The sequence below is a fragment of the Williamsia sp. Y853 genome (genome assembly GCF_056786495.1).
The window spans coordinates 347,339-372,714 of record NZ_JBXCJC010000002.1 but is presented as its reverse complement, the minus strand read 5'-3'; the positions used below and the strand labels follow the sequence as shown (position 1 = coordinate 372,714).

The 25,376-nt window shown below is 62.7% G+C and carries 26 protein-coding genes; 9 read left to right on the top strand and 17 right to left on the bottom strand.

The annotated features are described in order from the left end of the window. Positions 1 to 14: 14 nt before the first annotated feature. Positions 15 to 896: an iron uptake transporter permease EfeU gene (efeU, locus tag AC1TPF_RS13700; RefSeq protein ID WP_482144426.1), complete on the bottom strand. Its 882-nt coding sequence runs from the start codon at positions 894 to 896 to the stop codon at positions 15 to 17. A 353-nt stretch (positions 897 to 1,249) separates the two neighbouring features. On the opposite strand from efeU, the gene AC1TPF_RS13695 reads away from it, so the two are divergent. From AC1TPF_RS13695 to AC1TPF_RS13675, 5 genes are all read left to right on the top strand, one after another. Then, positions 1,250 to 1,960, top strand: a complete 711-nt coding sequence (locus AC1TPF_RS13695; RefSeq protein ID WP_482144710.1) for a lytic transglycosylase domain-containing protein — start codon at positions 1,250 to 1,252, stop codon at positions 1,958 to 1,960. Positions 1,961 to 2,129: 169 nt separating this feature from the next. After that, positions 2,130 to 3,416, top strand: coding sequence for a phosphopyruvate hydratase (gene eno, locus AC1TPF_RS13690; RefSeq protein ID WP_482138162.1), 1,287 nt, complete (start codon positions 2,130 to 2,132; stop codon positions 3,414 to 3,416). 31 nt (positions 3,417 to 3,447) lie between these two features. Beyond that, positions 3,448 to 4,032, top strand: coding sequence for an FtsB family cell division protein (locus AC1TPF_RS13685; RefSeq protein WP_482138164.1), 585 nt, complete (start codon positions 3,448 to 3,450; stop codon positions 4,030 to 4,032). Beyond that, entirely contained in the window at positions 4,029 to 4,568 is a 540-nt protein-coding gene (locus AC1TPF_RS13680) for a DUF501 domain-containing protein (protein WP_482138166.1), read from the top strand. The genes AC1TPF_RS13685 and AC1TPF_RS13680 overlap by 4 nt, the downstream gene beginning before the upstream one ends. After that, positions 4,565 to 5,518, top strand: coding sequence for a Ppx/GppA phosphatase family protein (locus AC1TPF_RS13675; RefSeq protein ID WP_482138168.1), 954 nt, complete (start codon positions 4,565 to 4,567; stop codon positions 5,516 to 5,518). The genes AC1TPF_RS13680 and AC1TPF_RS13675 overlap by 4 nt, the downstream gene beginning before the upstream one ends. 63 nt (positions 5,519 to 5,581) lie before the next feature. Here the strand turns inward: AC1TPF_RS13675 and AC1TPF_RS13670 are convergent, their stop codons facing one another. Beyond that, complete coding sequence (locus tag AC1TPF_RS13670) at positions 5,582 to 6,181, bottom strand: TIGR03086 family metal-binding protein (RefSeq protein ID WP_482144423.1); 600 nt, start codon at positions 6,179 to 6,181, stop codon at positions 5,582 to 5,584. A 61-nt stretch (positions 6,182 to 6,242) separates the two neighbouring features. Here AC1TPF_RS13670 and AC1TPF_RS13665 point away from each other — a divergent pair, with 61 nt between their 5' ends. After that, positions 6,243 to 6,692, top strand: coding sequence for a MarR family winged helix-turn-helix transcriptional regulator (locus AC1TPF_RS13665; RefSeq protein WP_482144421.1), 450 nt, complete (start codon positions 6,243 to 6,245; stop codon positions 6,690 to 6,692). 5 nt (positions 6,693 to 6,697) lie between these two features. Here the strand turns inward: AC1TPF_RS13665 and AC1TPF_RS13660 are convergent, their stop codons facing one another. The 5 genes from AC1TPF_RS13660 to AC1TPF_RS13640 form a co-directional block, all read right to left on the bottom strand. Further along, positions 6,698 to 7,180, bottom strand: coding sequence for a DUF4395 domain-containing protein (locus tag AC1TPF_RS13660; RefSeq protein WP_482144419.1), 483 nt, complete (start codon positions 7,178 to 7,180; stop codon positions 6,698 to 6,700). Positions 7,181 to 7,309: 129 nt separating this feature from the next. After that, a complete protein-coding gene (locus AC1TPF_RS13655) occupies positions 7,310 to 8,770 on the bottom strand; it encodes an MFS transporter (RefSeq protein ID WP_482138174.1) in 1,461 nt (486 codons plus the stop codon). After that, positions 8,771 to 8,986 carry a hypothetical protein gene (locus AC1TPF_RS13650; RefSeq protein ID WP_482144416.1) on the bottom strand — a complete coding sequence of 72 codons (216 nt, stop codon included), beginning with the start codon at positions 8,984 to 8,986 and terminating at the stop codon, positions 8,771 to 8,773. Positions 8,987 to 9,040: 54 nt separating this feature from the next. After that, on the bottom strand, positions 9,041 to 10,156 hold the full coding sequence (locus AC1TPF_RS13645; RefSeq protein WP_482144415.1) for a fatty acid desaturase family protein: 1,116 nt from the start codon (positions 10,154 to 10,156) through the stop codon (positions 9,041 to 9,043). Positions 10,157 to 10,211: 55 nt separating this feature from the next. Beyond that, the gene (locus AC1TPF_RS13640; RefSeq protein ID WP_482144413.1) at positions 10,212 to 11,294 is read right to left on the bottom strand and encodes a ferredoxin reductase; all 1,083 of its coding nucleotides are present in this window, start codon (positions 11,292 to 11,294) and stop codon (positions 10,212 to 10,214) included. Positions 11,295 to 11,443: 149 nt separating this feature from the next. Between AC1TPF_RS13640 and AC1TPF_RS13635 the strand changes: the two genes are divergently transcribed. After that, positions 11,444 to 12,160 (top strand): TetR family transcriptional regulator, encoded by a 717-nt coding sequence (locus AC1TPF_RS13635; RefSeq protein ID WP_482138180.1) that lies wholly within the window; start codon positions 11,444 to 11,446, stop codon positions 12,158 to 12,160. Positions 12,161 to 12,325: 165 nt separating this feature from the next. Next, complete coding sequence (locus AC1TPF_RS13630) at positions 12,326 to 13,099, top strand: SIMPL domain-containing protein (protein WP_482138182.1); 774 nt, start codon at positions 12,326 to 12,328, stop codon at positions 13,097 to 13,099. Between the two features lie 28 nt (positions 13,100 to 13,127). Here the strand turns inward: AC1TPF_RS13630 and AC1TPF_RS13625 are convergent, their stop codons facing one another. From AC1TPF_RS13625 to AC1TPF_RS13605, 5 genes are all read right to left on the bottom strand, one after another. After that, positions 13,128 to 15,047, bottom strand: coding sequence for a signal peptidase I (locus AC1TPF_RS13625; protein WP_482144411.1), 1,920 nt, complete (start codon positions 15,045 to 15,047; stop codon positions 13,128 to 13,130). A gap of 47 nt (positions 15,048 to 15,094) precedes the next feature. Then, entirely contained in the window at positions 15,095 to 15,745 is a 651-nt protein-coding gene (locus AC1TPF_RS13620) for a SipW-dependent-type signal peptide-containing protein (protein ID WP_482138186.1), read from the bottom strand. Then, on the bottom strand, positions 15,729 to 16,325 hold the full coding sequence (locus AC1TPF_RS13615) for a signal peptidase I (RefSeq protein ID WP_482138188.1): 597 nt from the start codon (positions 16,323 to 16,325) through the stop codon (positions 15,729 to 15,731). Before AC1TPF_RS13615 ends, AC1TPF_RS13620 begins: the two co-directional genes overlap by 17 nt. 542 nt (positions 16,326 to 16,867) lie before the next feature. Beyond that, entirely contained in the window at positions 16,868 to 17,428 is a 561-nt protein-coding gene (locus AC1TPF_RS13610; RefSeq protein WP_482138190.1) for an alternate-type signal peptide domain-containing protein, read from the bottom strand. Between the two features lie 461 nt (positions 17,429 to 17,889). Further along, positions 17,890 to 19,296, bottom strand: a complete 1,407-nt coding sequence (locus AC1TPF_RS13605) for a carotenoid oxygenase family protein (RefSeq protein WP_482138192.1) — start codon at positions 19,294 to 19,296, stop codon at positions 17,890 to 17,892. A 203-nt stretch (positions 19,297 to 19,499) separates the two neighbouring features. On the opposite strand from AC1TPF_RS13605, the gene AC1TPF_RS13600 reads away from it, so the two are divergent. Beyond that, a complete protein-coding gene (locus tag AC1TPF_RS13600; RefSeq protein ID WP_482138193.1) occupies positions 19,500 to 21,182 on the top strand; it encodes a DUF7800 domain-containing protein in 1,683 nt (560 codons plus the stop codon). A 279-nt stretch (positions 21,183 to 21,461) separates the two neighbouring features. Here the strand turns inward: AC1TPF_RS13600 and AC1TPF_RS13595 are convergent, their stop codons facing one another. The 5 genes from AC1TPF_RS13595 to AC1TPF_RS13575 form a co-directional block, all read right to left on the bottom strand. Beyond that, the gene (locus AC1TPF_RS13595) at positions 21,462 to 21,665 is read right to left on the bottom strand and encodes a cold-shock protein (RefSeq protein ID WP_020108824.1); all 204 of its coding nucleotides are present in this window, start codon (positions 21,663 to 21,665) and stop codon (positions 21,462 to 21,464) included. Between the two features lie 384 nt (positions 21,666 to 22,049). Then, positions 22,050 to 23,651: a GMC oxidoreductase gene (locus AC1TPF_RS13590; RefSeq protein WP_482138771.1), complete on the bottom strand. Its 1,602-nt coding sequence runs from the start codon at positions 23,649 to 23,651 to the stop codon at positions 22,050 to 22,052. A gap of 95 nt (positions 23,652 to 23,746) precedes the next feature. Further along, positions 23,747 to 24,316 (bottom strand): TetR/AcrR family transcriptional regulator, encoded by a 570-nt coding sequence (locus tag AC1TPF_RS13585; protein WP_482138195.1) that lies wholly within the window; start codon positions 24,314 to 24,316, stop codon positions 23,747 to 23,749. A gap of 141 nt (positions 24,317 to 24,457) precedes the next feature. Beyond that, positions 24,458 to 24,880, bottom strand: coding sequence for an organic hydroperoxide resistance protein (locus AC1TPF_RS13580; RefSeq protein WP_482138196.1), 423 nt, complete (start codon positions 24,878 to 24,880; stop codon positions 24,458 to 24,460). A gap of 25 nt (positions 24,881 to 24,905) precedes the next feature. Further along, positions 24,906 to 25,352, bottom strand: coding sequence for a MarR family winged helix-turn-helix transcriptional regulator (locus AC1TPF_RS13575; RefSeq protein WP_482144408.1), 447 nt, complete (start codon positions 25,350 to 25,352; stop codon positions 24,906 to 24,908). Between the last annotated feature and the right edge of the window lie 24 nt (positions 25,353 to 25,376).

Sequence of the window (25,376 nt, the reverse complement as noted above, 5' to 3'; positions counted from 1 at the left end):
TCAAAGGTGGTGAATCAGACGGTGACAGGAGCCTGTTGCGGTCTGGTCGCCGCCGCTTTACGGGGCCAGAGGAAGTAGGTCATCACGACCAGCAGGTAGATGGCCCAGCCGATGACCTGGAGCACCGTCGGGTCGGGTCGAAAGTTGAAGATTCCGGCGAGAACCGTTCCATACCAAGATGACTGGTCGTATTGCGCGGTGATGTCGAAGGCTGTGTTCGACAATCCGGGGAGCCAGCCGACGGTCTGCAGTGCCCGGATCGCGTACGCCAGCATGCCCGCGGCGACAACGACCAGAAATGCGCCGGTGTAGGTGAAGAATTTCTGGAAGTTGATCCGGACGGTGCCCTGATACAACAACACGGTGACACCGATGGCGACGACCACTCCGAGGACCAACCCCACGAGCGGCCAGTTGCTGCCCGATGTGTTCTCGGCGTACCCGACCATCAACAACGCGGTCTCGACACCTTCGCGTCCCACGGCCAGAAACGACAACAGCACCACCGCACCCGCACCGACCTCGAGAGCGCGCGCCATCGAGTCCTTGAGTTCGCCGGGGATGGACGCGGCGGCGGTGCGCATCCACAGCACCATGAAGGTCACGATGGCCACTGCTGCCAACGAGGTGACGCCTGCGATGGCTTCTGCGGTCAGGCCGGTCACCGTCGACGTTCCGTAATGGATGACTACGAAGATGGTCAGCACCATCACGATCGCGGCACCCACACCGAGCCACACCCACTTGAGGGCGTCCCGCCGGTCCGACTTCACCAAGAACGCGACCAGGATCATGACAACGATCCCGGCCTCGAGTCCCTCGCGAAGACCGATCAGTCCGCTCCCGAACAATTGGGTCGCCACCGAGGGTGCCGAACTACCGTCAGCGACGTACAACTGTGCTCCCTCTGTATTTCGGCCTGGTTAGGGTCGGATTGCCTAAGACGCGACTGTACAACGGAATCCGGGGAACTCCGAGGGGTAATTCTGGAGTTGGGACATGATGGGGACTTTGTGCCCCATCCTCTGCGACCTGCGCATTCGGGCAAATCGGACAAAGCTCATCGAAGTTCGGCGTGTCGTTCGGCGATTCGGTGCCGGGCAAGCCCGGCCCGGTCGGGCACAGTGGAATGGTGACCCCGCAACTGAGGTGGCGGGTCGATGAAGACGAAGTGAGGATGACGGTGGTGTGTGGGCGTCGGCGAGAGCCGGGAAGTGCTCGGCGAACGATTGCCCGACGGGTGGCGGTCATGGGCGCCATCGTCGGCGTGATGGCGGCGAGTGCCGGATGCCTCGATCTACCGTCCAAGCCAGAGGTGGTGATCCCGGAGGGCATCCCACCCAACCCCGGTGCGCCGGTGCCCTACTTCGACATCAACGCGCCCGGCCGCACCGCTGAACTGGTGCGTGAGTGGGCGACCCCGATCTCCGAGCAGAGCCGGATCCCGCTGGTCGCGCTGGAGGCCTACGGCAACGCAGCGGAGATCCAACGTCAGCAACACCCCGAATGCGGTATCACCTGGACAACACTCGCCGGGATCGCCGGCGTGGAGAGCAAACACGGTCAATATCGCGGTGCGCAGATCGCCGCCAGTGGCGACGTCTCGCCGGAGATCCGCGGGGTACCGCTCGACGGGACGGCAGGCAACGCCAAGATCGCCGACACCGATGGCGGTGTGCTCGACGGTGACAATCGGCTCGACCGGGCGATGGGCCCGTTCCAGTTCATCCCGGCAACCTGGGAACGCTTCGGCGTCGACGCCAACGGCGACGGTGTGGTCGATGTGGACAACATCGACGATGCAGCGCTCTCCGCGGCGCGCTACCTCTGTGTCTCCGGGGGCGACCTGACCACGCCCGAAGGCTGGGAGAAAGCGGTCAAGGTCTACAACAACTCGATGCAATACGTCCTCGATGTCCGCGATCATGCCAACGCCTACTCGGTGAACGTTGCGTACTGATTTCTGGGCGGTTCGGCGTCTGCGGATATCTGGGCAGATCGCATCTGCATCGACGTCGGTGCGTCAATCGTTATCTGGCTGCTTTGGGCATTAGGCTCTAAGGCGATACGCGCCACCTCCTCGGTGCGGGCGTGAACGTGCAGTGATCAACATCTGAAGGAGATGAGCCGTGGCCAGCATCGATCAGGTCGGAGCCCGCGAAATTCTGGACTCGCGGGGTAACCCGACAGTCGAGGTCGAAGTTGTTCTGGACGACGGAACATTTACCCGCGCGGCGGTGCCCTCGGGCGCCTCGACCGGTGAGCACGAAGCAGTGGAACTCCGCGACGGTGGCGATCGCTACGGCGGCAAGGGCGTTCTGAAGGCCGTGGAGGCCGTACTCGGAGAGATCGCACCGGCCGTGATCGGCATCGAAGCCGACGATCAGCGACTGGTCGATCAGGCGCTTCTCGACCTCGACGGAACCCCCGACAAGTCCCGCCTCGGTGCCAACGCACTACTGGGTGTCTCCCTGGCCGTGGCCAAGGGCGCTGCCGAGTCGGCCGGACTCCCGCTGTTCCGTTACGTGGGCGGACCCAACGCACACATCCTGCCCGTCCCGATGATGAACATCGTCAACGGCGGCGCGCACGCCGACACCGGTGTCGACGTCCAGGAGTTCATGGTCGCGCCCATCGGAGCGCCGACGTTCAAGGAGTCCCTGCGCTGGGGCGCCGAGGTGTACCACTCGCTGCGGTCCGTCCTCAAGGCCAAGGGCCTGTCGACCGGTCTCGGTGACGAGGGCGGCTTCGCTCCGGACATCGCAGGCACCCGCGCAGCGCTGGAGCTGATCAGCGAGGCCATCGGTAACACCGGCCTGAAGCTGGGCACCGATGTCGCGCTCGCGCTCGACGTTGCCGCCACCGAGTTCCACACCGAGGGCAAGGGTTACGCCTTCGAGGGCAGCATCCGCACCGCTGCGCAGATGGCCGAGTTCTACGCCGAGCTGCTCACCGAGTTCCCGCTGGTCTCGATCGAGGATCCACTGTCCGAGGATGACTGGGACGGCTGGATCGCGCTCACCGAGGCAATCGGCGACAAGGTCCAAATCGTCGGCGACGACCTGTTCGTCACCAACCCCGAGCGTCTCGAAGACGGCATCAACCGCGGCGCGGCCAATGCACTCCTGGTGAAGGTCAACCAGATCGGCACCCTCACCGAAACCCTCGACGCCGTGGCGCTGGCACACAACAGCGGCTACAAGACGATGATGAGCCACCGTTCGGGTGAAACCGAAGACACCACCATCGCCGACCTGGCAGTGGCATGTGGTTGTGGACAGATCAAGACCGGTGCACCGGCTCGTAGCGAGCGCGTTGCCAAATACAACCAGCTGCTCCGCATCGAAGAAGGTCTGGGCGACGCAGCCCGGTACGCAGGCGATCTTGCCTTCCCGCGGTTTTCCTTCGAGGGCTGAGAAGCACCGAAAGTTGATGGACGCGTAGGCCATGGCCGAAAGACGAAGTCGCCGAACGGGATCGCAAGACGCATCCCGGCGTGAGCGGGGCCGTGGGCAGGCTGACGGCGGAGCCCGGCCGGCACGGTCGGGGTCGCGCAGTCGCGGCGGCCCCGGCCCTACCCGGGCCCGGGCGACATCGCGGACCGCCCTCTCGCCGACGATGACGTTGCCGCGGACCGCGGCGGCGTTGTCGTCGCGATGGGAGGCGATCAATCCGAAGCGGGCCGTGGTGCTCGCCGCGGTGCTCAGTCTGCTGGCGTTGTCGCTGGCGGTGCCGATGCGGACGTACTTCTCGCAGCAGACCGAGTTCGACGAACTGCGAGCCGGCAATTCGCAACTCGAGCAAGAGGTTCGCGACTACGAAGAGAAGGTCGCCGAGCAGGGCGACCCGGCCTATATCGAGGCGCAGGCGCGCGAAAGATTGCAGTTTGTGATGCCGGGGGAGAAGCCCCTGGTGATGCAGTACCCGGAACCGCCGGGCAAGACGGACGAAGAGCGTGAGGCGGAGAAGCAGGCCCAGAACCCCTGGTACACCAACCTGTGGGAATCGGTATCTGTGCCCGAGAAAAAATGAGTAATTCAGAATCCAATCAATCAGTCTCCCAAGATGATCTCGACCTCATCGCAAAGCAGCTGGGACGCTTGCCCCGCGGAGTTCTCGAGGTCAGCTACCGCACGCCCGACGGTCGACCTGCGGTCGTCAAGACCGCACCGCGGCTACCCGACGGCACACCGTTCCCCACGCTTTACTACCTGACCGATCCGCGTCTGACCGCCGAGGCGAGTCGACAGGAATCGGCAGGGGTGATGCGGGAGATGACGGCCCGCCTGGCCGAAGATCCAGAGCTGGCCGCGCAGTATCGTCGGGCCCACGAGTCGTATCTGGCCGAACGCGACGCCATCGAATCGTTGGGGACCGACTTCACCGGCGGCGGGATGCCGGACCGGGTCAAGTGCCTGCACGTCTTGATCGCGCATTCCCTGGCAAAGGGTCCCGGCCTGAATCCATTTGGTGACGAGGCCGTGTCGTTGGCCGCCGCAGCCGGACTGCGCGGCAGCGCGATACCCGCCGATTGGCCGGAACTGCCTGCGCGCGAAGAGGATTCATGAGCGACATCGTCGCGGCGGTTGACTGTGGCACCAATTCGATCCGACTGCTGGTGGCCGTCGCTGGGGACGACGGACTGATCGACCTGCATCGCGAGATGCGAGTTGTCCGGCTCGGGCAGGGTGTTGATGCCACCGGTGCGTTTGCCGATGAGGCGATCGAACGCACCCGCGTCGCACTGGCCGACTACGTGACGACCATGAAGTCCCACGGTGTCAGCGAGGTCCGGATGGTGGCCACTTCGGCCACCCGGGACGCCGCCAATCGCGACGAGTTCTTTGCGATGACCCGGGAACTGCTTGGTGCGGTGTCACCGGGCGCGGTCGCCGAGGTGATCTCCGGCGATGAGGAAGCGCGGTTGAGCTTTGCCGGTGCGGTGGGCGACCTCGATCCTGCGCAGGGGCCGTTTGTGGTTGTCGATCTCGGTGGCGGGTCCACCGAGGTGGTGATGGGCGACGGCGACGGCGTCCATGCCGCGTATTCGGCCAACATCGGCTGTGTCCGGCTGACCGAACGCTGCCTGCACAGCGATCCTCCCACCGACGCCGAGATCGGCGATGCCATCTCGGTGATCAAAGCGCTTCTGGGTGAGGCTTTTTCGCACGTCGACATCGACGGGGCAAAGACATTTGTGGGCGTGGCCGGAACGATGACCACCCTCGCGGCCCTGGCCGCAGACCTACCGGAATACGACTCCGAGCGGATTCATCTCTCGCGCATCGGCTTCGAGAGGCTGTCGCAGGTGTGCTGGGACCTGGTGCGGATGCCGCGGACGGAGCGGGCTGCACTCGGGCCGATGCATCCGGGCCGCGTCGACGTCATCGGTGGCGGATCGCTGGTGACCCTGGAACTCGCAGAGATGATCGGGGAGCGGACCGGTATCACCGATCTTGTTGTCTCCGAACACGACATCCTTGACGGAATCGCGCTTTCGCTGATCAAAGCGGACTGAACCGGGGTTTTTGGACCGGTGTCTTCGGCCGGTGGCGGCTCTGCCTGCAGATGAGAAGCGGGCTCAGGTCGATGGCCACTGCGGTGAGCGCCCGAGCAGCGCCAGCGTCCGGTCCAGTCCGGTCGAGTTGGCTGGATGTTCGGTCCGTGGCTCGAAAGGGGCACCGGGCAGGCGGCGGGTTTCGCCATCAGTAACCTGCTGGGCGATTTGTAGCGCCAGATCCGTCAGCTTCTGGTCGGGGTCGATGTGACGACCGATGGCACGCGCGACGTCCCAGGCGTGGACGAGGGAGTCGACCAGGTGCATGGCGATCGCTTGGGAACCGATGAATGTCTGATCGCGGGACAGTTCCGGCAGTGCGAAGTGCCGATCGGCGACGCCGGGCTGCGCGAACGCCGCGGTCACCGCGGTGGCTGATTCCAAGTAGTCGCTGACCGGATCGTCGCGCTGCGTTCCGGTGGTCCACAGTGCGTCGTCGCTACCGTTGCCTGCGGCCGCTGCGGCGAAGCCATTGTTTTGCACGGTCATGTGGTCCAGGAGTTCCGCCAGATTCCACTCGGCGCACGGGGTCTGCCTCGTCAGCTGGTCGGGCGAGATCAACCGCACTGCATCGACGGTGAGTTGTACGGCTTGGGTGTGAGATGTCTGCAAGGGCTTATTCATAAGCGCAAGCATATCGTATGCACGTTGCTTACGGATAGCCCGAACGCGATAGTTTGATGACATGAGTGAGCAACCGCGACCAGATCTGGCAGCGATGTTGTTGCCGCTCGCCCGTGCCCTGATCGAGATCGAAGAGCCGATCTTGGCCGAGAACGACCTGACCATGTGGGCGTATTCCGTGCTGCTGGAACTCGGAGAAGGGCCGGTCCGGACCCAACAGGCGTTGGCGTCGGCAATCGGTGCAGACAAATCGCGTCTGATCCCGATTCTGGACAACCTGCAAGGGCGGGGGATGATCACGCGCCGACCCGATCCGTCCGACCGTCGCGTCCGTTTGGTGGCGTTGACGGCGGAGGGGCAGCAGATCCGCGACCGGACCCAGGACGCGATTCAACGCGCAGAAGGAAAAATACTCGGGCCTCTGACTCCGGCGGAACAGCAGGACTTCATCCGGTTGGTACGCGTTCTGCACGACTCCGTTCTGGCCGCCGCGGACCCGATCCCGAAGTAACCAGGTCAGGGTGTGACGGGTGCGCGCAGCGAGATGTTGTTGCAGGCCTCGCAGACGCTCTCCGGGATCACACCGGCGCGCTGTAAAAAGCCAAAGATGGTGCAGCCCAGGCAAAACCCGAGGACCGACTCCAAAAGTGCGGCCACCACCAGCAGTCCGGTCACGATCTGGGCGGCCAGTCCGAGGCCGAGTAGCGACAGGATCAGCGCAGAACCACTGAAGACCAGTCCGATCGTCTGAGCAAATCGTTTCGGCGGACCGGGAACCAGCTTTGTCTTCTTGATGAGGTGCGGAACGACGACGCGGACGGAGAGCTGTCCGAACGGTGAGAGCGTGGGCCCCGATGCCACCCGCAATGCAAACCCGATCGCCAGCACCGCGTACACGATGGGATTGTTGATCACGATCGCCGCCACGGCGAGCAACACCACCAGGCCGGCGGTCGATCGCGCGGCGTAGTCGTTGACGGGATTCGGAAAAGTCAGCACCGGCCCAGGCTACCGGCCGATCTGGCCCGTCCCAACAATTGCGCCCACCCTGCCCCCAACCCCCGATGATGTGCTGTTTTGGCGCAGCTCACCTGCGGTTTTACTCGCCAAAACACCACATCATCGGGGTCAGGCGGGGCTGGGTTCTTCGAGTTCGGCGAGGCGTTCTTGTTCTTCGGCGTGTTTCTTGACGGCACTGAGCCCGGGCAACAGGAAGCTTGCCGCGGCGCACAGGGCGTATCCGCAGATCGGCACCCAGGCGGCGATCGTGAACGCGTGAAGCAATTCTGGCTGGGTGTAGCGACCGGCCTCGCCGAAGAAGAGCACGCCGGTGACGGCCACCCCGACGGCGCCGCCGATCTGGGCAAACGTGTTCAATGTGCCTGACGCCGCACCGGAATCGGACACGTCCACCGTGGATAGTGCGATGTCGAGCAGTGGCACCAACATGATGGTCAGGCCGAGGCCGGCCAGGGCCATCGGGAAGACGGTGTCCCAGCTCGAGAAGGCCGCGTCGGCGTCTCGGATGACCACGATGGTCCAGGCGGTGCCCGCGCTCATCATGAGACCGCCGATCAAGGGCAGATTGCGTCCGAGTCGGGTGGTCAACGCGGCTCCGATACCGGCGGCGATCGTGGCACCGATACTGAACGGCAGCGTCATCGCGCCGGCGGTGATGGCCTCGAAGCCGAGCCCGACCTGTACATAGAGCGCCAGGATCAAGAAGAACGACGTGATCGAACCCTGGAACAGGAACTGGATGGCCGAACCACCGACGAACCCGCGATTGCTGAACAGCCGCAGTGGGATCAGCGCGCTGCCCTCGGTCGTGCGTCGCCGTTGTTGGAACACGAATGCGGTCAATGCCACCGGTGACAGCGCCATCATCACGAACGACCATGTGGGCCAGCCCAGCTGCCGCCCCTCCACCAGGGGATAAACGAGCAACAGCACGCCGCCGACGGCGAGCACCACGCCGAGGAGGTCGAGGTTGGTGACCTTCTCGGACTTGGTGTTGGGGATCAGGAACCAGCCGGCCACCGCGATGATGATGCCGATCGGGACGTTGATGATGAAGATCGCCCGCCACTCGCCGCCCAACGGGTTGTCGGTGACCAGCCAGCCGCCGAGAACCGGACCGATCACCGCCGCCATCGCGGTGATGGTGCCGAGGATCGCAAAGACCGGCGCGCGCTCCTTGGGGCGGTAAAGGACCTGCACGTTGGCCAGAACCTGCGGAACCATCAGCCCGGCAAAGAAGCCCTGCAGCACCCGCGAGGCCACCAGGATGTCGCCGGTCTGCGCGGTGGACGCCAGGACCGAGGCCAGGGTGAACCCGACAATGCCGACGAGGAAGACCTTTTGGCGGCCATAGCGGTCACCAAGACGTCCGGCCGTGATGAGGACGCCTGCGAACGCCAACACATAGCCGCCGACCAGCCATTCGATCTGTGCCGGTGTGGCGTCGAGATCGCCGCGGATGGAAGGAATCGCCACGTTGACGATCGTCACGTCCATGAGATCCATGAACATTGCGAAGGCGAGGATCGCCATCGCGAGATTGCGCCGCTCGTAGATCGGCGCGGTCATCTAGATACTCGGACCGTCTGTGCGTTCGGGCTCGTCGAGGCGGGCACGTTTGGATGCCTCACGCATTTCGATGCCATCGGTGATCAGATCACCGATCTCCCTGGTGACGTCGACGACCGCTCCGGTGATGATCGACGCGATCCGCCCGACCCGGTGAGTGGTCTGTTCGATCAGTTCCTGGGCGATGTCCTTGTTGCGTTCGAATTGCGAGACCATGAGGGCCTTCCGTGTCGATGCCGGAATCGTCCCATTTCGTCAGAGGATTCGGCGTTAGGCAGCAACTTTGGACTCGACCTTAACACTGAACTGGGCATCATCGGCCAGCCACGAGTTGGGCAATGACAGCCGGGCGATCTTCCGCCAGGTCGATCCGATCTGATGACTGAAACTGCCGGTGTTGTAAGGCAATCCGTAGCGCTCGCAGAGTTCGCGGACCTCCCCTGCGATCTGCGGGTAGCGGTTGGCCGGGATGTCGGGGAAGATGTGGTGCTCGATCTGGTGCGAGAGGTTGCCGCTCATGATGTGGAACAACGGTGTGCCGCTGATGTTGGCTGATCCGAGCATCTGTCGCAGGTACCACTGGCCACGGGTTTCGTCTTTGGTCTCTTCCTGACTGAAAGTCTGCACACCGGAAGGGAAGTGGCCGCAGAAGATGATGGAGAACGTCCACACGTTGCGCGCCAGGTTGGCGCCGGCGTTACCCACCAGCGTGCTGACGAAGAACGGTCCGGTGAGTGCGGGGTAGATGACGTAGTCCTTGAGGACCTGTCGGCTGGCCTTGTGCCACATGCCCTTCACCAGACCCTTGACATCGGTCCACTTACGTTTGCCGGCCAGGATGTTCTCGGTCTCGAGGTCGTGCAGCATCACACCCCATTGGAACAGCACCATCAGTGCGCTCGCCCAGGCGAGGTTGCCCAGGTAGTAGGGGTTCCACTTCTGGTCGCGGTCCATGCGGAGGATGCCGTAGCCGATGTCGCGGTCCTGGCCCACGATGTTGGTGAAGGTGTGGTGCATGTAGTTGTGGCTGTGTCGCCACTGATCTGCCGGACAGACTGTGTCCCATTCGAACTCGCGTGAGTTCAAGCCGGGTTCACGCATCCAGTCGTACTGGCCGTGCATGACGTTGTGCCCGATCTCCATGTTGTCGAGGATCTTCGAGACACTCAATGCCCCGACGCCGGCAAGCCAGGCCGGTGGGATGAACGGGAAATACATCAGGGCGCGTCCGGCAACTTCAAGAGCGCGCTGCGTCTTGATGATGGAGTAGATGTACTCACGATCGGCGTCGCCGAGGTCGGCGACGACCCGGGCGCGCAGTGCATCGAGTTCGCGGCCGAGTTCTTCGACCTTTTCATGGGTGAGGACAAGTTCGTTGGTGGTCATGGTGACTCCTACAGAGTTGTCGGAAAATTGGGGTTGCGGGGCGAGTGGGGGGCTGTCAGATGTCGATGACGCAGTCGCCGACCGGTTTGCTGATACAGAGTTGGATGTGCTGATCGGATTCGGTGTCGGTGTCGCCGGTGAGGATGTTCTTGGTCAGCCCGGAGCGCTTGATCGCGCTGCACGAGAAGCAGATGCCCATCCGGCAGCCGAATTCTGGTTGTAGGCCCGCGCTCTCGGCCTGTTCGAGGATGGACGCACCGTTGTTGGGTGCGTTCTTGCCGCTGGCCGCGAAGCTGAGCTGCCCGTGTGCGGGGGCATCGTCATCATCGGCCGGTGCGACGAGCACAAATTGCTCGATGTGCAGATTGTCGATCGCGCCGATGTCGGTCAGGTGGTCACGCACGCTGTTGTGCAGTGCGGACGGGCCGCAGAGAAAGACCGGGGCGTCGGCTGCGTAGGCGCTGGGCAGGTGTTCGGGGCGAAAGTGCTCCGCCAACGATCTGTCGCCGGTCGGGCGGGTGAAGTGCGTGTCGATGTTCCACTCGGGGTGGTCGGCGGCGATGGCGCCGAGTTCACGTGCGTACGGGTGATCGTCGGCGCTGCGCGCGTAGTGGATGAAGTCGACGTGTCCGCGGTAGTTCTCGGCTACAAGTGTTCGCAACATTGAGAGCACAGGTGTAACGCCGCTGCCACCGCTGATGAAGATCATCCGATCGGGCCGCTCGGCGGGCAGCGTGAACGTTCCGGTCGCGGGCGAGAGTCCCAGGACTTGTCCAGGTGCGGCATGGTCGCGCAGGTGCCGGGAGACGACTCCGTCGTCGTGCGCAGTCAGTGTCAGCTCGATGTGGTCACGCGTGGTGGCACTGTTGGCCGGCGAGTAGCAACGCGTATGTCGCACACCTTTGACAACGGCGCTGACCTGGACAAACTGACCGGCTTCGAATCCGGTCCACTGGCGGGTCGGACGCAGTAGCAACGTCACCGAGCGCGGCGAGCGGCGTTGTACGTCGACGATCTCGGCGCGTAGCTCGGTCCAGGTGATGCGGGGATCGATCAGCTCCAGGTAGCGGTCGACAGCATGGGGAGTGAGGGCAGCTTCGAGTACTGGGCCGAGGAATCTGGAAATGGTTCTCGACATGGTCGAGTCCTTTCGTTCAGTGCACGACTGTTCACTAGCAGTGTCGCATCACCGCACCCCCTGCCGTCAAGGGTTCTTTGTGTAACGGCCACCACTTTTTGACTACGGGGTTGCAGAAATCTCTGGTGTACGGACGTACACTCAGCTGCGTGTCACGGAGTTCCAAACATCACAGCTCGAGCACCCACAGTGGTTCTCGGCGTGATTCTGCGTCCTCGGAGCGTGTTGCCGAGGTGTCGCGGACCAGGGCCGAGCAGAAGAGCCGTACCCGCCAGGCTCTGCTCGACGAGACTCTCGAATTGGTGGGGGAACGCAGCTTCTCGTCGATCAGTCTGCGTGAGGTGACCAAGCGGGCCGGAATCGTGCCGACCGCGTTCTACCGGCACTTCGCCTCGATGGAAGAGGTGGGTGTCACCCTGGTCGAGGATGCGATGCGGACCCTGCGTCGCATGTTGCGGGATGGTCGTCGAGATCTCGCCGCCCGCACGGCCATGCCCACCGCAAAGGACTCCCTGGCCGTGGTGGTCCGGCAGGCCCGCGCCAACGAATCGCAGTTCCGGTTTCTCGTACGAGAGCAGTACGGCGGGAGTACCGAGGTCCGCCGGGCCATCGACACCGAGCTCAAACTGCTGTCGCGGGAGCTGGCCATCGACCTCTCCCGCATACCCGAATTGGCACACTGGCCCGCCGATGATCTCGAGGTCGCCGGAGATCTGATCGTCACCGTGATGCTCCATGCGGTTGCCGAACTGGTCGAGCTGGATCCGCGGAACACCCGTGAAGAAGAAGAGTTGATCCGGCGGACCGAAAAACAGATCGTCATCACATTCCTGGGAATGGGCGCGTGGCGGCCATCTGAGCACTGACGGTGCCACAGGTCAGCGCGCCCCGGTCACGGTGTAATAAATGTGAAGCGGGGTTGGTGGCCACTGCCGGTGGTCCGGACGCCGTGAACCCCGCTGCCGCGCCACCGCCGGTGTCGGTGTCGGCGATTTCGGTGATGGCACAGCGATTCTCGATACAGTCGCCACGTGGATAACAGAGAACCTCGATCAATTGCCCGCAGGCGAGTGCTGAATGCACCGAGCCCGCGCCGGGCCGCCATCGCCATAGCCGGCTCCGCCGTATTGGTATTCGGCCTTGCGGCATGTGGCGACGACAACCCATCGGATCCGGTGAACCAACGATCGGTGACGGTGGTCGGCAACGGTGAGGTCCTGGGGGCGCCCGACACGTTGCGGGTCGATATCGGTGTCGAGACAACCGGCGACGACGTGTCGACGGCGATCAATGCGGCCAACGCACAGATCACCGCGGTGACCGATGCGGTGGTCAATGCCGGTGTGCCCCGCGAAGATGTACAGACCCAGCAGGTGACGGTCTCACCTGACATGACCAATCCGGGCCCCGGCGGTTCGAGTCAGATCTCGGGCTACCGGGCGACCAACTCGATCCGGGTGAACGTCCGCGATCTTGCCAAGGGTTCTGACGTGCTCAAGGCGGCAGCCGAAGCCGGCGGCAACTCGGTCCGGATCAGCAACGTGTCGTTTGTCATCGACGACGATTCCGAGCTGGTGGCCAATGCGCGGGAAGAAGCCTTCAACGACGCGCGAAGCCGCGCTCAGCAGTACGCAGATCTGTCGGGCGACGATCTCGGCGCCGTGTTGACGATCGACGAGACCACGTCCGGGCAGGCTGTTTCGGCGTCTGAACAACAGCGCACGATGCTCGACAGTTCGGTGCCACTGGAACCGGGCCAGCAGACCGTCGGATTTTCGGTCACCGTGAAGTGGCAGCTGAAATAGCGCCGGTACAACTGCTACGGGTGCGTGATCAGCTCCCGGCGGGGACATTCTCGGTTGCCGGCGGGAGCTCCTGCGGCTGCGGCGGTATCGATCCCGCCGGACCCTCATCGGTGGGAGGTGCCTCAGTCGGCGGCGGTGCGTATGGAGATATTGTCCATATCCCAGATGTGCGGCTGATGGTCCGATCTCCGGCCGAATCGGTAACCCGCAACTCGTCTGAGCCATCCATCCAGTCTGCGACAGTGTGTTCCGACGCCGATGTGCGAAATTCCTCCACATTCGACGCGTCGCGGATGACCACGACCGGCCCGGAAGTGGTCTGCATCAGTTGGGCTGAATAGCTTCCGGAGTGTGAACGCAAAACCGGTGAAAGTGGCTGCTCCACAGGGACTTCAGCAGTTGGCGTGGTTGTGATCGGCGGCGCTGTCGTGTTCGTGTCGCCGGGCGGTGTGTCAGATGGTATTGGTTCGGTGCCGGTTGTGGCCGGGGTCGTTGTCGAACCCCGGGGCGTCGTACTGGCGGGCAGGGTGGGAGCAACTCGGGATGCGGTCGGCCCGGCCGCAACGCAGGCGACACCTGGCGCTGAGCTGGCCGTGATGTTATACGAGACGTACCCCGTGGAGTAGGTTCCGTTGGTTGCCCGGGTGCGTACCTCTGCTCTCGCCGCGGTTCCGGTGAGGGCACCGGTAGTGAGGTTGCCGAAGGCGATGGTGCTGGGAATCGATTGTCCCGCAGCAGTACCCGCTGGGGTATTGATGCTCGCCACATAAGCGACGTTGCCTGTCCCAGGGTCTCGAACCGTTACCTGGTAGGTGTATCCGGAGATATGAGGCCATGAGATTGTTGCTGTTTTGGCGGGAGTGTTTGTGGCGCAGTTGATCGATGCCGGCGGTGGGACGTACCCCGCGGTCGAATCCTGTTCACTCAGACCACAATGCATGTTCGCGGCCAGAGCGGCTGAGGCATCGGTATAGACCCGGTAGCCACGCCATTCGGACGAGACAGCTCCACCCGGGAGCATTGTGTGGATTTCAGCGTCGTACGAGGTAATCGAAGAACTCGCGGGGAATCCGATGGCGTTCAACGTCACGGAGACTGTCGAGCCAACTGCTGCGGTGACCGGCGGAGCCACGTCGACCGTTCGCCGGACGGTGCCATTGGTTTCGCGGGTAATCACTCGGTACTGGTAGGGAGGGCCGATGTGTCGCCATTTCAGAGTGGGCGTACCTTGCGAAGCGCTGCCACCATTTTCGCACGTTACATAGTTGGTAGTATTGATTCGGTCGTTGATTCGTGGGACGAATGCGGTTCTCGATGCGAAGGAACCCGTTGTGGCAGTGGCTGAATCGGAGTATGCTGCGGCGGTCCCTTGAAAGTGGGCGGCACCGATCACGACCACTGTTGCGAGCCCGAGAACGAGCAGGGAAACACCCCCAGCGGCACGCCCGGTGATGACCGAATTTTTTGCCGCGCCGGATGACGATCGACGACCGTTGGGGAAGATCACGAGCCAGACGAGGGCGACGACGATCAACCCACAGAGGATTTTGGCAGCGAGAGTGTTGAACCAGGCCACGAGATAACCGAGCCCATCGACGTGGAACATGACGCGTTTCGCCGCATCGACCACATATTTCTCGTTATCGGACGCACCGTTGGCATCGCCTCGAAGTGTCATCGCGACGGCACCACCCGCGGATGAGTCGACTGACACGACACGGTGCGTGATGCGAATGCCCTGCTGGTTCTCAACGCTGAGGACGTCACCGGGTTTGATGTCCGTGGCGGATACGTTCTGTGCGAATGCCAGGGCGCCAGTGGGGATGGTCGGTTCCATCGAGCCCGACTGAAACACCAGGGGCGTGATACCGAAGAAGACCGCCGCGATCATTGCGATCAAGCAGCACAGGCCGACGAGGGCTGAGGAGGTCAGAGCAATTTCCCGCATGAGACGGACCCGCCGTGGTCGCGCGGGGCGCAAGACCGTTGGTTCACTCATGTGGACGTCGCGTTGAAGTTCAGGGTGATCGACGGTACCGATTGGGCCTGCACGGTCATCGGAGCGGCGGGAGCCAATGCAACCACGATGCACAGGTCTTGTGTGCTGGGGGCCTGCGCAGTACCGGTGGCCGCACCGAGCGGTTGGGCAGTGGTCATCACTGGTACTGAGCCACTGGCGCTCAGTACCGAGCTGCCGAGCTGCGTGCCGCTACAACTACCGGTTGCCAGACCGCCCGAGGTCCCATTCGTGGGTGACGAGCCGTCGAAAACAGTCATTCGTAGGTGGTTGGCGAGCGCGGGACCACCCGCCGGTGTGCTCGCGGCCATCGTGTAGGTGATCGGGAGCGATGACAACGTGTTCTGCACTTTCAGCGTTGCCGCCTTGCTTTCGCCGGGCAGCATATTTGCCATGCTGAAACCTGGTGAGCCGGTGAAGACGTATGCCTTGACTCCGAGGACCCTCAGATCCACCACACCGGTTTTGAACTCACCCGACGTCGCACTCGCCGAGTTGCTCCACAGGGCCATTGTGCCGACCGCGCCGAGACCGAGAACCATGCACAGGGCCAGTAGCGCACGTATTCTTACACCGAGCGGGCCGGTGAGTTTCTCTGCGATCAGAGCCGGGTCAATGTGGAGTGGCATGGTCTGCTTCCTCCGTCACCGACTCCTCGCGCCGACTCCTCCGGCCGTCTCGCACACCCCCGAGTAGCATGACGCCCGCGTACGTAAACAGTCCGAGCGCGAGTGATCCGACGATCCACGCGCGGTGCTGGCCCGTGAGCCAGTTGTTGACGTACCCCAGGTACGGGATGGAGTACCAAACTTTACCCCTGATCTGTTCCGCGATAACGGGTTTCGCGTCTGGAGCATCGTTCGCATCGCCCTGTGTGGTGAACGTACGGTCCCCGCGGGCGTTCTGCGAGGACGCAACTATTCTGTGGGTCACGACCGCGGACTTACCGGTTTCCAGCTGGTAGGTGACGGGTGTGCCGATCTGGAGGTCGTCGGCGTCGACGGGTTTGACGACGATCAATGTCCCCGGTGGATATGTCGGATTCATTGATCCCGTCAGCACAGTGAACCTCTCGGCACCCGCAACCATCGGAATCAAGATGGTCACCGTCAATATCGCAAACATCGCCAACAGTAGGGTCCAACTCGCAATTGTGCGGACCCACCACAGCGGGCCGTCGTCTTTTCGTTCAGGAATCCTGGTCGTCATATCGCTTGGTCCACCCGGTAGCGGAGAGTAACCGTCGTCTTTTTGTTTTGCTGTGCGCCGGCTCCGACAGTAGCGCGCAGGCACCACACCTCCGATTTGCCGACAGCGAGTGAACGGGCGGCTGTGGGGGCCGGGAAACTCGTCCACGGACCGCCGACAATTCTATTGGGGTTACCCGATGCCGGGCAGTCAGCCGCACCGCTGACGATCCATGCAGTGAACGTCAGTGGGACCTCCATCGAATTCGCTACCATCGATTGGAGGCGATATTCGGATTTAATTCCGGAATTCGTATCACCCCCGACGGAAATCGTCAGTGGTCGTTGTACCACCGACCCAGAGGACAGATTTTCGCCGCCGAAATCTGCCCACGGATAGTTGTTTGCGCCGCCTGCAAGGATCTTCAGCTCACCCGAACGAATACCGCTGCCAGTCGTGGCAGTCTGGTCCCGCCAAAATGCCCCCGTCTGATTTGTCGACCACAGCGCCAACGTAATAACAGCTGCAGCGGCAAGTGCCCACCATCGATACCTCTTCACGGATCAAGGGGTGGCTGGATTGGTGTTCTGCTCCAGGTTCAGCGTGGTCGCGGTGAGGTTGACGGCTTGATTCTGGCCGACCTGGCCGGTGGTGGTCGGGTCGAACTCAAACGCCACCGTCACAACAATGGGCTGTTTACCTGGTGTGGGTGAGATCTCCACGCCGGTGGGTCCGGTGGGTAGCGCTGCGCCGTTGGCGGTCACGGACACCTGGGGGGTCCCCAGGGCGGCCAGCAACTCGGCGTCTCCGGTCACAGCGCCGATATTCGCAGTGAGAGTAGCTGTCAGATTGTCACCCTTGGCGTTCACGTTGGTGTTGCAGGTGTACGACACTGCATCGCCCGGGACAATTCGAAACGCCGTGATGTTCGTTATTTGGGTGCCTTTGTTCACGTCGGTCCATGTTCCGCCGCCTGTGCAATCGTCGAGCGAAAGCTCACCCGAACTGACAATACCGCCTGGAGTGCTTCCGGAGTCGTTCCAGTAGGCTAGGCTACCGGCGCCGCCGAGGAGGATGATTGCCCCTGCTCCGGCTGCAATCGCTGCTTTGGTCTGTTTCTTCATTCTGACTCATTTCGCTTTGATGGTTGGACTCACGATTGGTATCCCGAAATACCACCAGATCGTTACAGATCCAAATTATTTGCGTCCAAATTATCTGCGATTGACCGGTTTTCTGCGGCGAAAGACTGAATTTCGCGATAGCTGTGACACGGTGTTTCACTTTCACATGAAAGTGACTCTCGGTGAGGTTGCCGAATTCCATTCTCGAGACCTGTGTGGAATCGGTCAGGATCATCGAATCGCGATGGACTTTCGTCCGAAAAACTCCCCCCAGTGGATGGTACGCACCTTTGTGGGAATAATTAGCGCATATTGCGTTATATAGGTTCTGATCGCGAATCGTAAATGATTATTGGTAGATGATTCGCGAAGGATCGATAACGGGTGAGGCGCGATGAACACGAACTGAGTGTGGAGACCTCTTTGCGATGGGCCGCAGATGTCAGCGGGAAACTCCGCGTCTACCGCGGCGTCGCGGGCATCCATGCGCCGTGCAGACCGGCGGGGACCCTGATCGGAAGTTGTACCGTGCACAGAGGTCCGGCGGCGGGATCGTCGGTGGGGAAGACGTAGAACGACGACGTCATGGTCTCTCGGTCGGTGCCGATGGTGCCCCAGTAGTCGTTGGTGGCACCCGACATGAATATGGGCTCGCCGACGACCACTGTGCCCGAATCCCAAAAGGTTTGGCTGCCGGTGGTCAGATCGTCGAAAAACAGGGTGTCGATGCCGGGCCGGCCTCCGGGTAGCTGCCCGGCTGAGGCGATGGCGGTGTGCGGCCGAGTGAGTGACCGGTCGTCGACACGGGGGAACTCGACCATCGAGTCGCTGAGCGTTGTGTGGGTGACTCGGCCGCTGATGGGGTCGAGCAGCGTGCGGGTGATGTCGGCGACTCCCGGCCCGGTTGCCACGCCCAGATTCGTCGGCTCGTTCCACCGCACGTAATCGACTGCCACCTCACCGTTTTCGGTGTCGAAGGCATTGGCGAAGTGCCACACCCAGAACGGATCGGTGTCGAACCACTTCACGGGTGAGCCGTCGCGGGGCACCAGGGCGATGCGGGTGCCCCGCTCGGGAAGCCATTCCAGGGGCGATGCGCCGGTGGTGAATGATGCGATGATGTCGAACTTCAGTGGGCAGACAAAGATCACGGCGTAACGCTGGGTCAGGGCCATGTCGTGAATCATCATCGGTGTATTGACGCCGTTGATGGGAGTGGGTGGGCGCGTACAGTTTCCATCTGGGCCGACAACGGACCACGTCAGAAAGGGTGCCTCGAACGCGTAGTTGAAGAGCAGCATCTCGCCGGTTGCCGGGTCGATCTTCGGGTGCGCGGTACTGCCGCCGAGCATTGCGCCGTCGCACGATTCGCGTCGGATGGTCGACAGGTCGGCCGGATCAAGGGAATATGGCTGTGCCGCCTCGGCCATTGCCAGCAGTCGGCCGCCGTGCTTGACGACGTTGATGTCGGGCAGATCGCGTCCGGTGTTCTCGTCCCCGTCCAGATCGTCTTCGTTGGGGAAGTACGGATCAAAGAGTCCGGACCACAGAGCGCGACCGACCTCCTCTTCCGAAACGACGGCCGGCGTCCGGACGAAACGGTTTCGGTACGACACCGATGTCCCGTCGAAGTCGATCTGATGGACCATGGCGTCGCCATCGATCGGATATGTGTAGCTGCCGATCGGATCGAATCGTGGGTTGGGACCGTTGCGTAGGTAGCTGCCGACAAGATCTGTCGGCAGGTCGCCGACCACGGTCAGCGCGGGCACATCGACTTCGCTGCGCTGCGGCGCAAAGACCCCGGACAGGTACGGGTGACCGGCCATGTCGACCACTGCTGGTCGTGGAACATGCGGAGTGGTCATCGTCAACGCCCCTATCCCACTACGGAATCGTTGGACCTACGGTGACTGAACGCCGCAGCGCTGTCCCCGTGGATAGTACCCACGGATCCGGTCGCCCGCAGCTGCGAGAGCAGACCACCTATCGGCTGCGCGCCGCGCGTGGTCACGAACGGCGATGACCAGGAAACGTGCGGAATCGGCGGATCGGTGAAACTGTGGGACGGATGAGCATGAGAACGCCGGGACTCGTCCTCGGACCGATCCTTCGCTACGTCGACACCACGCGAGCCACGGTCTGGGTGGAAACCGAGGACGAGTGCAACGCCGAGGTCCGGACGTCCACCGGCCAGATCGGCGCCGAGAACACGTGGTCCGTGCACGGTCATCACTTTGCGATCGTGCAGCTGGTCGGTCTTCCCTCCGGCAGCGTCATCGACTACACGGTGACGCTGACGCCGTCGGGCGATCCGGGATCGGAGGTGACTCCGGTGATCTGTGCCGAAGGACAGTTGAGGACGGCGGCGCACGACGACGCACTGACCGTCGCGTTCGGTTCGTGTCGTCGAGGCGATACCTACGACGACGATCGGCTCAAGGCGATCGGTGCCGATGGACTTGCCGGGTTGGCAGCTCAGGTGAAAGACCAGGACGCCGAGTTGTGGCCGCAACTGCTGCTGTTGCTCGGAGACCAGGTGTATGCCGATGACCCGTCGCCCGAGATCAAGGCACTGCTCCGTGAGCGTCGCGAAACGCGGAACGATCCCGAACTGGGTGACGAGGTCTTCGAAGAGATCTGTGACTTCGAGGAGTACACGTGGCTCTACCGGGAATCCTGGGGAGCGCCGCAGGTGACCGGGTTGATGGCAACCATTCCGAGCTGCATGATCCTCGACGACCACGACCTGCGCGACGACTGGAACTCGTCGTCGGACTGGCGGAAGGAAATGGAGCAGAAGCCCTGGTGGCACCGACGGGTGGTGGGGGCGTTCTCCTCGTACTGGATCTACCAGCATCTGGGCAACCTGTCGCCGAACGAATTGGCGAAGGACGAGCTCTACCTCGCGGTGCGGTCGGCGGGTGGTGCCGAGGAACGAGAAAAGCTGCTGTCGGACTTCGCGCTTCGGGCCGACAGCGATCCGGCGTCGGCCCGCTGGAGTTATGTCCGGGATCTGGGCAACACCCGAATCATCATGATCGACTCGCGGTGCTCACGCGACCTCACGCCGGACGGGCGAGCAATGCTCGACGAACTCGAATGGAAATGGCTCTGCGAGCAGGCATTGACCACCGACGCCCGGCATATCGTGTTCGGTACGTCGCTGCCGTATCTGATGCTGCCTGCGCTTCACCAGCTCGAACAATGGAATGAAGCTGTCGCGCAAGGTGCTTGGGGTCGCCGGTGGGCGAAGGTAGGGGAGAAGCTGCGCCTGGCACTCGATCTCGAGCATTGGGCTGCGTTCGGCAATTCCTTCGAGCAGATGGTGACTCTCGTCAGCGAACTGGTGAGCCGGCCGCAATCGCCGGCGAGCATTCTGTGGTTGTCCGGCGACGTGCACTGTTCCTACGTTGCGCAGGCGGAACTGACCGATACCCCGCCGAACAACACGATGCTGTATCAGCTGACCATGTCCCCGTTCCGCAACCCGCTCGACTTGCCGATCCGGGTGGTGAATCGGCTCGCGATCCGGCGGCCCGTGGTCAAGTTCCTACACTTCCTCGCCCGCCGGGCGGGCCTCGGCGATCATGCGATCACCTGGCAGGTCGACGCCGGACCATGGTTTGACAACGGGGTGATGGTGCTCAGGCTGAAGGGCGAGACCGCGTCGGTGCTCATCGAGCATGCGACGACGGGCCCAGGCGGTTCGCAAGATCTCGTGCAGACACACGAGATGGTCCTCACCCACTGACTGGCCGGCGACACATTCGACGGTCGGCGCATGGGGTCGAGCTCCACCGCAGAAGTTCAACCCGGTCAGAGCGAACCCTTGTGAAGAGTCAGGTCGAGCCGGAGCGCACACGGAATCGACACCGACGACATGTGAGTCGGGGTGGTGAACTGGTGTGGTCAATAAAAGATAGTTGACCACGGTTGATCGGTAGTGTTCCTACCGAACGGACCGGACGCAAAAAAGTGGGCGACCCGCGATTTCTCGCTGGTCAACCCACTTTTTTGAAGTCTAGCGATCTTAGATCGCGGTCACTCCGGTAGCCTGGGGGCCTTTAGCACCCTGGCCGATTTCGAACTCGACTCGCTGGTTCTCCTCGAGGGTGCGGAAGCCGCCGCCCTGGATCTCGGAGTAATGAACGAAGACGTCATCTGAACCGCCGTCGGGGGCGATGAAGCCGAAGCCTTTTTCGCCGTTGAACCATTTCACAGTTCCCTGTGCCATATTAAAGTACTTCTCTCTTTTTTCCTGCAGAACGCATTAACACGTCCCTGGTACATAGTGTGGCATGGATTCCCCGAAACCGGAAGTGCTACGAGCAAGTTGGGTGCGAAGGGATTTGCTGCAGGCCGTTGACCTGCGGTTATGTCGCGGCGCGCCGTGAGTGGAGACTGGCACGACTGTGCAGATCTGCTGCAAAGGGGCGACGGGAGCGGGTTTCATCTACGAGATTCACGCCCTTGCAGGTCTGTTCCGGCCTGTGGTGGCCGCCACGGGAATCTGCCCGTGGCGGCCGGCGTCACTGCTTTCGGTCGGCATTTCTGTTGCACAGCAACGGTTCTTGGGATCTGGTCGAGAAAGGCCGACCCACCCGGTCCGGCGGACGGCTCAGATGATGGTTCCGACGTCCTCTCGGACGAGGTGGTCCATCGCGCGTTCGGCGATCGCGGCGATGGTCATCGACGGGTTGCAGGCCGCCGAGTTGCCCGGCATCAGCGCGCCGTCGAGGACGTAGAGGCCCTTCTGTCCCTGGACGCGTCCCTGGAGATCGCAGACCGCACCCATGCTCGCGCCACCGAGTGGATGCCAGGTGGACGGAAACGTCAGGTTCGTGTCGGTGGTCAGGGTCGTGGATCCGGCGATCTTCTGGACGGCGGGACCGATGTGGCCATTCTGGATGTCGGAGTCGCCGTCGATGGGCCAGTGCAGCGTCGCGTTGTCGGTTGTCGAGTCGTAGCCGAAACGTCCGCGGTCGGCGCTGACCCCGAATCCGACCATCATCGTGCTGCGGGCGTCGACACCCAGGCTCGGGATGGACGCCTGGATGATCGTGAACGCGGACTTCGGGTCGTTCCAGTTGCGACTGCCGTAGACCACGGGACCGCCCTGTGGCGTGCCGAACCCGGTCGCCGGGTTGGTCCACAGGTAGATGCGGTCGGCGTTGGTACCCCAGTTGCCGCCCAGTCCGTCAGGCATGTCTCCGATGGCACCCTTACCGGCCGCCCGCATCAGCAGGTTGGTGGTGTTCATGCTGCCCGCCGCCATCACCAGTGCGTTGGTGGTGAGGATCTTGTTCTCCAGGACGGTGCCGCTGGTGTCGGTCCGCTCGACGTATACCCGCCACCGGCCGTCGCCTGTCCTTTCGACATCGGTGACCTCGTGCAGGGTGTGGACGGTGGCGAGGCCGGTGGCCTCGGCAGCGGCGACGTACGTGACGTCGACCGAGTGCTTGCCACCGTTGTTGACACCGAGGGCGCCGGCGCCGTTGGTGTACGAAGGCTTCATCTTGCCGCGCAGCTCGTCGAGTGCGTAGTTCCAGTCGATGGGCATCGGGATCTTCGACACCGGGAAGCCGGCGCGTTTGGCGCTCTCGGCGAACATTCTGGGGGCTTGGTAGTTGGGGGTTGCGATCAGCTCATCGGGTGCGACCTGGAGCTTCAGCATCTGAGCCACGCGCGGGTAATGCACCCGGTCCATGGTCTTCCAGTCGAGCGCCTCCGGGAAGTTGGCATTGAAGACAGCCTCATCGGGCTGCAACGTCATTCCTTGGTAGACAAGGGATCCGCCGCCGACCCCGGCCGCGCACAGGGCGGTCATGTTTTGGCCGATGATCGCTTCGATCAGTCCGGTGTACGGCTCGAAGACGGCAGGCCTGCCGAACAGCTGTGGGGCGCCCTTGTGCCAGAGGATCCGCTTGTCCGGGGCCGTGGCAAGGGGAAATGTGTTGGAGTTCGGCCCGGTCGCCCACCGGCGGCCACGTTCGAGGATCGTCACCGGCACGCCGGCTTCGGTCAAACGCAGGGCGGCCACGCCACCACCGAAGCCGGAGCCGATCACTATGGCCCGGTGGTCTTCGCGAGTGACCGGTATCCGGGCGGCAGGAGTGCGCGCGATCGGTGTCGATTTGGCTTGTGCAACCGTCGAACTCGCTGCGGCCACTCCGACTGCTGCTGCTCCGGCCAAAAATGCACGGCGTTTTATTTCAGACAACATTGCCCCCCGGTTTGCTGTTCATCGTCGACCGAAGAAGCGCCGCGGACGCGGGTTGGTCGCCCGGTAAAGTTAGACAGTCGCACTCAGAAGTGTCAAGAGATGTTGGGTGGTTCGATCCAGGACTGCATCGCTGGTGCCAGCCACCGGGTCAGGAAGTTTCGTAGATCATCGTCCTCGGTGACATCGACGTCTTCGAAGAGAACGGTCGACAGACCCAACCGCAGGCCCATCGCGACGATGTCGTCGATGTGTTCTTTGACCTCGGCATGTCGTTCGGCGAGCGGCGCGAGCAGTTCATGGGCAATCGGTTTTGCGCGGGAGATCATGTCGGTATCGAAGATCGGATTGCCGACTTCCGCATGGAGCAGTGCCGCGAGCGCCGGGTGGCTTCTGACCGTTGCCCGGCCGGCGACGATGAGTTCGACGATGTATCCGACCGGTGTCTCGACGGCTTCCAGGTGGCTGCGGATGTCTCCGAGGATATCGATGGTCAGCCCTGCGACGGCCTGAGAGACGAGGTCTTCTCGAGAGCCGAAGATCGAGTAGACGGTCTGGCGGGAGACGCCGGCAGCGCTGGCGACAGCGGCGATGTTGACCCCGTCGAAACCGTCGGTTGCGATCAACCCGAGTGTGGCTTCCAGGATCTTGTTCCGCGATCTCATCCCGGCATTATCAACCACATGGTCGGTGCTTTTGCATTACCGGCGCCGCTGCGAGGAGGGGTGCTGACGGACAAACGGCAGCAGGCGGGCCATATGACCCGACGGCTGCCGTCGTCTGTTTGGTTGAGTGGGTGAGCCCGCTCAGTCGTCGGTCACCACGAGCTTGACGTCGATGTTCCCGCGGGTTGCGTTGGAGTAGGGGCAGACCTGGTGCGCCTTTTCGGCGAGTGCGGTCGCGGTGTTGTGATCGAGGTTCGGGAGCGTTACCTCCAACTCGACGGCCAGGCCGAAGCCGCCGTTGTCGAGGCTTCCGATCGAGACACGGGCGCCCACGGTGGAGTCTGTGTCGTCGGCCTTCTCCTGGCCGGCGACCAAACGCAGTGCCGAATGGAAGCAGGCGGCGTACCCGGCGGCGAAGAGCTGCTCGGGATTGGTTCCGATGCCATTGCCGCCCATCTCTTTTGGAATCGACAGATCGACGTCGACCTTGCCGTCGGTGGTGCGGGCATGACCGTTCCGGCCGTCACCCGTGGCGAGTGCTTCTGCAGTGTAGAGAGCTTTCATGATGGTGCCTTTCGGAGTTGGGTGTTCACGAACCGACTGGATTGCCGGATTCGCGTAGTGCGACGGTCAACCGTTGGACCGCTTCGCGTAGCTCTTCGACTTTGTCCAAGTCCAAACCCGTTGCAGCAAAGAGCTGTTCGGGCACGCACTGGGCTTTCGATTCGAGCGCACGTCCGGCGTCGGTCAGCGTGACCTCGACCGATCGCTCGTCGGTCGGGGAGCGATCCCGCCGGATGTATCCGGCCGCCTCCACCCGCTTCAGCATTGGCGAGAGCGTGCCCGAATCCAGTTGTAGCCGTTGCCCAAGTCGACGGACGGTGATCGACTTCTCCTCCCACAACACCAGTAAGACCAGGTATTGCGGGTAGGTCAGCCCGAATTCGTCGAGCATCGGCCGATACGCGGCGGTGGTCGCCCGCGATGCCGAATACAGGGCGAAGCAGAGTTGGCTGTCCAAACGAAGTGCGGTCACATGTCTGAACGTAGTGCACAATTC

Bases quoted from the DNA above. Each gene is read 5' to 3' on its own strand.
- AC1TPF_RS13695 (WP_482144710.1), top strand. From the start codon at position 1,250: ATGGGCGCCATCGTCGGCGTGATGGCGGCGAGTGCCGGATGCCTCGAT.
- AC1TPF_RS13670 (WP_482144423.1), bottom strand. From the start codon at position 6,181: ATGAATAAGCCCTTGCAGACATCTCACACCCAAGCCGTACAACTCACC.
- AC1TPF_RS13645 (WP_482144415.1), bottom strand. From the start codon at position 10,156: ATGACCACCAACGAACTTGTCCTCACCCATGAAAAGGTCGAAGAACTC.
- AC1TPF_RS13610 (WP_482138190.1), bottom strand. From the start codon at position 17,428: ATGAAGAAACAGACCAAAGCAGCGATTGCAGCCGGAGCAGGGGCAATC.
- AC1TPF_RS13655 (WP_482138174.1), bottom strand. From the start codon at position 8,770: ATGACCGCGCCGATCTACGAGCGGCGCAATCTCGCGATGGCGATCCTC.
- AC1TPF_RS13680 (WP_482138166.1), top strand. From the start codon at position 4,029: ATGAGTAATTCAGAATCCAATCAATCAGTCTCCCAAGATGATCTCGAC.
- AC1TPF_RS13615 (WP_482138188.1), bottom strand. From the start codon at position 16,325: ATGACGACCAGGATTCCTGAACGAAAAGACGACGGCCCGCTGTGGTGG.
- AC1TPF_RS13685 (WP_482138164.1), top strand. From the start codon at position 3,448: ATGGCCGAAAGACGAAGTCGCCGAACGGGATCGCAAGACGCATCCCGG.
- AC1TPF_RS13605 (WP_482138192.1), bottom strand. From the start codon at position 19,296: ATGACCACTCCGCATGTTCCACGACCAGCAGTGGTCGACATGGCCGGT.
- AC1TPF_RS13580 (WP_482138196.1), bottom strand. From the start codon at position 24,880: ATGAAAGCTCTCTACACTGCAGAAGCACTCGCCACGGGTGACGGCCGG.
- AC1TPF_RS13675 (WP_482138168.1), top strand. From the start codon at position 4,565: ATGAGCGACATCGTCGCGGCGGTTGACTGTGGCACCAATTCGATCCGA.
- AC1TPF_RS13665 (WP_482144421.1), top strand. From the start codon at position 6,243: ATGAGTGAGCAACCGCGACCAGATCTGGCAGCGATGTTGTTGCCGCTC.
- AC1TPF_RS13585 (WP_482138195.1), bottom strand. From the start codon at position 24,316: ATGAGATCGCGGAACAAGATCCTGGAAGCCACACTCGGGTTGATCGCA.
- AC1TPF_RS13620 (WP_482138186.1), bottom strand. From the start codon at position 15,745: ATGCCACTCCACATTGACCCGGCTCTGATCGCAGAGAAACTCACCGGC.
- AC1TPF_RS13625 (WP_482144411.1), bottom strand. From the start codon at position 15,047: ATGCGGGAAATTGCTCTGACCTCCTCAGCCCTCGTCGGCCTGTGCTGC.
- AC1TPF_RS13600 (WP_482138193.1), top strand. From the start codon at position 19,500: ATGAGCATGAGAACGCCGGGACTCGTCCTCGGACCGATCCTTCGCTAC.
- AC1TPF_RS13640 (WP_482144413.1), bottom strand. From the start codon at position 11,294: ATGTCGAGAACCATTTCCAGATTCCTCGGCCCAGTACTCGAAGCTGCC.
- AC1TPF_RS13650 (WP_482144416.1), bottom strand. From the start codon at position 8,986: ATGGTCTCGCAATTCGAACGCAACAAGGACATCGCCCAGGAACTGATC.
- AC1TPF_RS13595 (WP_020108824.1), bottom strand. From the start codon at position 21,665: ATGGCACAGGGAACTGTGAAATGGTTCAACGGCGAAAAAGGCTTCGGC.